Source organism: Candidatus Zixiibacteriota bacterium, from assembly GCA_040753495.1.
Taxonomy (GTDB): domain Bacteria; phylum Zixibacteria; class MSB-5A5; order GN15; family PGXB01; genus DYGG01.
Window position 1 is genome coordinate 1 of sequence record JBFMEF010000009.1, and the last position, 5,289, is coordinate 5,289.

7 protein-coding genes are annotated in these 5,289 nt (G+C 49.9%); 1 reads left to right on the forward strand and 6 read right to left on the reverse strand.

The window, feature by feature from the left end:
* The 6 genes from trmD to AB1690_00550 form a co-directional block, all read right to left on the reverse strand.
* Window positions 1-591: tRNA (guanosine(37)-N1)-methyltransferase TrmD (gene trmD, locus AB1690_00525; GenBank protein ID MEW6013787.1), on the reverse strand; the 591-nt coding region annotated here is incomplete at its 3' end.
* 25 nt (window positions 592-616) lie between these two features.
* Window positions 617-1,135, reverse strand: coding sequence for a ribosome maturation factor RimM (gene rimM / locus AB1690_00530; GenBank protein ID MEW6013788.1), 519 nt, complete (start codon window positions 1,133-1,135; stop codon window positions 617-619).
* Window positions 1,136-1,366: a KH domain-containing protein gene (locus AB1690_00535; GenBank protein MEW6013789.1), complete on the reverse strand. Its 231-nt coding sequence runs from the start codon at window positions 1,364-1,366 to the stop codon at window positions 1,136-1,138.
* A gap of 60 nt (window positions 1,367-1,426) precedes the next feature.
* Window positions 1,427-1,792 carry a 30S ribosomal protein S16 gene (rpsP, locus tag AB1690_00540; protein MEW6013790.1) on the reverse strand — a complete coding sequence of 122 codons (366 nt, stop codon included), beginning with the start codon at window positions 1,790-1,792 and terminating at the stop codon, window positions 1,427-1,429.
* A gap of 25 nt (window positions 1,793-1,817) precedes the next feature.
* On the reverse strand, window positions 1,818-3,146 hold the full coding sequence (gene ffh / locus AB1690_00545; protein MEW6013791.1) for a signal recognition particle protein: 1,329 nt from the start codon (window positions 3,144-3,146) through the stop codon (window positions 1,818-1,820).
* Between the two features lie 95 nt (window positions 3,147-3,241).
* Window positions 3,242-3,946 (reverse strand): ribulose-phosphate 3-epimerase, encoded by a 705-nt coding sequence (locus AB1690_00550; protein ID MEW6013792.1) that lies wholly within the window; start codon window positions 3,944-3,946, stop codon window positions 3,242-3,244.
* 425 nt (window positions 3,947-4,371) lie between these two features.
* Between AB1690_00550 and AB1690_00555 the strand changes: the two genes are divergently transcribed.
* A partial coding sequence (locus AB1690_00555) for a fatty acid desaturase (GenBank protein MEW6013793.1) occupies window positions 4,372-5,289 on the forward strand: 918 nt, incomplete at its 3' end.

A 5,289-nucleotide genomic window follows, 5' to 3' on the forward strand; every position in this document is an offset into this window, starting at 1 on the left:
CTCCGACGGTACTTTCAATCCGCGATATTCATCCGGTCTGGTATATACCGGCGCTCCCAGGAGTCCCTCCAGATGCGAATCTTCCAGCGCCGATTCAAAGTTGCCAAGCACTCCCGGCAGAAGTCTCACAATCGTATCCAGCATCACCGCCGCCGCCGGCTCCCCGCCGGTCATCACATAATCTCCGACCGAAAGCTCTTCGATGTCATACAGAGCCAGGATACGCTCATCGACACCGAGGTAATGGCCGCAGATGATTGTCACCTGCTGGCACAGGGAAAGCTCCACCGCCTTCTGCTGGTTGAATAACTTTCCGGCCGCCGATGTAAGCAGAATCCGGTCGTCGGGAGTTACCGGTTTTTTATGCCCGAGCCCTTTCAGGCAGGCATCCAGCGGCTCCACTTTCAACACCATTCCGCCGCCGCCGCCGAACGGCTTGTCATCGGCAGTCCGGTGACGGTCGGTGGTGTAATCGCGAAGGTCTATAATCTTTATGTCAAAGAGCGCTTTCTCTTTTCCCCGTCCGATTATCGACTGGCTAATGACCGAGTCAAAATATCCGGGGAAGAGAGTGATTATCTCTATTTTCATCGGGACGAGCCTTTCTCTGCCGAAGTCAGAATATCCCTTCGGGCGGCTCGACCACTATCAATTTATTTTCTATATCTATCCTCTTCAGGAACTGCTTCACCATCGGGAAGAGATGTACGGTTCCCTTGCCGCTTCTGATTACCAGAACATTGTTGGCGGGGTACTCTTCCACGGCCGTAACCTGACCCAGTTCCATTCCTTCTCTGTCTGTCACGCGGCAATCAACCAGTTCAAAGTGATAATACCTTCCTTCCGGCAGCTTTTCCAGCGACGACGTTTTTATGTATATCAACTCGTTGCTGTACTTTCGCGCCTCTTCGGGCGAAACCACTCCCTCGATGATGACCAGGGGTCGTTCGGAAGTACCCTTCTGGAATCTGACCGTAATTTCCCTCCATCCCGTCTCCGTCTCAATCCAGAATTTGCCGCTTTTCCTGCGAAATCGAGACGGGTTGTCGGAAATGGGAGTGATATAAATTTCGCCGGAAACGCCGTGGGGACGTCCGAAACGTCCCACCACTATATATTCCGGTCGTGCTTGCAACTATTCCAGTATCTCCAGAACCGCCCGTTTTCCCTTCTTCGCCGAAATGGCGGCAATTAAAGTCCGGATCGACTTGGCGGTCTGTCCATGTTTCCCGATGACCTTGCCCAGGTCGCCGGGTCCAACGCGCAATTCATAGACCGTAGTGCGGGCGCCCTGAACTTCCGTCAGGTCAACTTCATTAGGATTATCAACCAACGCCTTGACGATAGTCTCGATGAATTCCTTCACTGCAAACTCCTTTGAAGAATCGTTTCTGTTTTGTCGCGTCCGGTGTTTTCTTCAAACCGCTCAGGCTTCCGCCTTTGTCTCTTTTACGCCTTTGGTCTTCTTGCGTTTCTTGGGGCGCTCGGTAATCGTCTCCGCTACCACCAGGGTCGAGATATCTCCCCCCCTCTTGACCGTCTCATACTTCTTCATGAAGCCAATCTGCTTGAGAAGATTGATAACGGTGTCGGACGGGACCGCCCCCTGGTCAAGCCAGTAGGTAATCCGCTCTTCATTTATCTTGACCCGGGCCGGTTTCTCGATCGGGTTGTACTGACCCAGAATCTCCAGAAATCTTCCGTCGCGAGGCATACGAGAATCGGTCGCTACAAAACGATAAGTAGGTCTCTTCTTAGCGCCCAGCCGTCTCAGTCGAATGTGTGTTGCCAATGTGCCATACCTCCATCAATTAGAACTACATTTGGAATGGAAAGGCCCCTTTCGGAAGACCTTTAAATTTGAATTTGCTCATATCTTTAATCATCTTCTGCATCGCCGCAAACTGCTTGAGGAGAAGATTTATATTCTGCACCGAATTACCCGAACCTTTGGCGATGCGCACCTTGCGGGAACCGTCGATTATCTGCGGATTCCGCCGCTCCTCCGGAGTCATCGACTGTATCATCGCCTCCACCCGCGTCAGTCCCTTTTCGTCTATCTGAATTCCCTTCAGCGCTTTCCCCACACCCGGTATCATCCCCATAATCGATTCCAGCGGTCCCATTTTCTTTATCTGCTGCATCTGGTCGTAGAAATCTTCCAGAGTGAAGGCATTCTTCTTTAGTTTTTCTTCCAACTTTGCGGCCGTTTTCATATCGACCGTCTGCTGGGCTTTTTCTACCAGGGAGACAATGTCCCCCATTCCGAGAATCCGTGATGCCATCCGGTCGGGATGGAACGGCTCCAGGTCGGAGAGTTTCTCGCCGACTGACGCCAGCTTGATTGGGCATCCGGTTACAGCGCGAATCGAAATCGCCGCCCCGCCGCGGGCATCGCCATCAAGTTTAGTCAGCGCCACTCCGGTCAGCGCCAGACGCTTGTGAAACTGCTCGGCGAGATTGACGGCATCCTGGCCGGTCATGGCATCCGCCACCAGAAGCAGCTCATCGGGCGATACGCGCGACTTAATCTCTTCCAGCTCCACCATCAACTCTTCATCGATATGAAGTCGTCCCGCGGTATCGAGGATTACCAGGTCAACAAAGTTCTTCTCGGCATACTTCTTAGCCTCGTAACAGATTTCCGGCGGCTGGGCATTTTCACGGTGGAACACCTCCACCCCAATCGAATCCCCCAGTACTTTCAACTGCTTGATAGCGGCCGGGCGATAAATATCGGCGGCAACCAGAAGCGGTTTTTTGTTCTTCCGTTTTGCCTGAAGAGCCAGTTTGCCGGCAAGCGTAGTTTTCCCCGAGCCTTGCAAGCCGCAAAGCATATAAACTGTCGGTGTCTTGTCAATCGGGGCGAGAGAAACCGCTTTCTCACCGAGAACCTTCACCAGTTCATCATGCACAATCTTGACAATCTGCTGCCCCGGTTCAATCGATTTTAAGACTTTTTCCCCGACCGATTCCTCTTCGACTTTTTTGATGAACTCTTTGACTACCTTGTAGTTGACATCGGCCTCAAGAAGCGCCCGACGGACCTCTTTCAAAGCATCGCGGATATTCTTTTCCGAGAGTTTACCGGCGCCGCGAAGCGTCTTAAAAATATCATCAAATCTGTCTATCAGTTCGCCAAACATATTTTTGCCAATATTCTAAAACTCCCCAAAAGGGATAAAACCCCTTCAGGGCAGTTTGTTAATATACGAAAAAACCCCTTATCCGCAAGCGGTTTCTACGATTTTATCGTCCTGACAAATTCCCCGTAATTCGTTGCGCCAAAAAAGGAAGAGCCGGCTACAAGAATGTCGGCGCCGGCGTCGGAGAGAGCCCTGCCGTTTTCCAAACCTACCCCCCCATCTACCATGATATCAAATCGGAGCTTATGCTCGGTGCGATATCGGCCCAGATGCTTGAGCTTGTCGTAAACATTCGGAATGAATTTCTGCCCCGCAAACCCGGGATTGACTGACATAAGAAGCAATAGTTCTATCTCGCCAAGGAAGGGAAAGACCAGTTCTATGTCAGTGGGTGGATTTATGGCTAAACCTGGTCGTGATTTCGAATTTCTGATTTGACCAATCAGCTTTCTGATTCGGCTTTCATCGGGAATATGGTTTACCGTATAAACCCAGCCTCTCTCCCATTCGGTTCTTATCCCCCCGATTTCGATATGGAAGGATATATACTCGACCCCCAGGCGGGCAAACGGTTCAATATGGTTCTCCGGCTCGGTGACCATCAGATGGGCGTCATGCGGCAGCCCGGTCATCATCTTTGACTTCTTTGCCACTACCGACCCGTAGGAGAGATTAGGGACAAAATGACCGTCCATGATATCGAGGTGAATCATATCGGCGCCGGCCCTTTCGGCCGCCTTGATTTCCTCGCCAAGACGGCTGAAGTCCGCGGCGAGAATCGATGGTGCAATTTTGACCATATTTGACTGCAAATTAGAAAATTGTTCGCCAATGGCAAGTCAATTTTTATTCGCATCGTCAGCACCCGATATCTTTTTCTATCGCGGGAGATGCTGATGATATCCCTGAAACTATGGATGAAATGAGTAGAGTCAATCATCTTGGCGTCGGCTCTCGATCGTTTTCGGCGGACCAGAGGCAACGTGCTGAAGTTATGGCGCCAACAGGCATTTAATGAGATGTGCGACGGAGATCTGAATTGCCAATTGCAGCCGGTCGGCATCGCAGTTCGTTGCAACTTAAGACCTGTGACAAAGTCGCTCCACTTTCCACCAAGGTGATAATTATCACTTCAAAAGCGATTGCCGGGCGTATAATATACAATGAATCTGTCACTGCCATATAAACAAATCATTCAACCAGATCTTTAGGACTTAATTATCAGATGAAAAGACGATCTAAAACGGTCACACCGGTCGATATCAACCTGGATTATATCCGTAAAGAGATGTCCGCATACCAATTGCCGAGCAGACTGAAAAGTATCTGGCAGCTCGCAAACACTCTCATTCCATATATGTTGATCTGGGGGGGTATTTATTATGTTATGGAATATTCATTCTGGGTCTCGATACCGTTGATTCTTCTGGCCGCTGGATTTCTGGTGAGAATTTTTATTATTTTCCATGATTGCACGCACGGCTCATTCTTCCAATCCCGTAAGGCGATTAATTTTTGGGGTAGAGTGACAGGAGTACTGACTTTTACCCCGTTTTACACCTGGAAAAGCAGCCATGTGCGGCATCACGGGACTTCCGGCAATCTTGACCGACGAGGTCAAGGTGACGTCTGGACGATGACTGTTGCCGAGTATAAGAATGCGCCGCTGAAAATGAGGATTCGATACCGGTTGTATCGCAATCCGGCCGTGATGTTTCTCCTTGGACCCCTTTATATATTTTTGGTCAGCAATCGGTTTCCAGGAAAGAACGCCTCCAAGAAGGAACAAATGAGCGTTTACGGCACGAATGCCGCTATCCTAATCATGGCCAGTGCGTTAAGTCTATTGCTGGGACTGAAAGTATATGTTATGATACAGTTCCTGATTCTCTACGCAGGTTTAATCGGAGGGGTCTGGCTCTTTTATGTTCAGCATCAATTTGAGGATGTCTATTGGGCTGGGAATGAAGACTGGAATTTTGTCGATGCCTCTCTTCAAGGGGCATCTTTTTACAAACTGCCTCTTTTCTTGACCTGGTTTACCGGAAATGTCGGTTACCATCACATTCATCATCTAAATCCCGGCATTCCTAACTATAACCTACCAAAATGCCAGAAGGATATCCCTGTCTTCGGCCGGGTT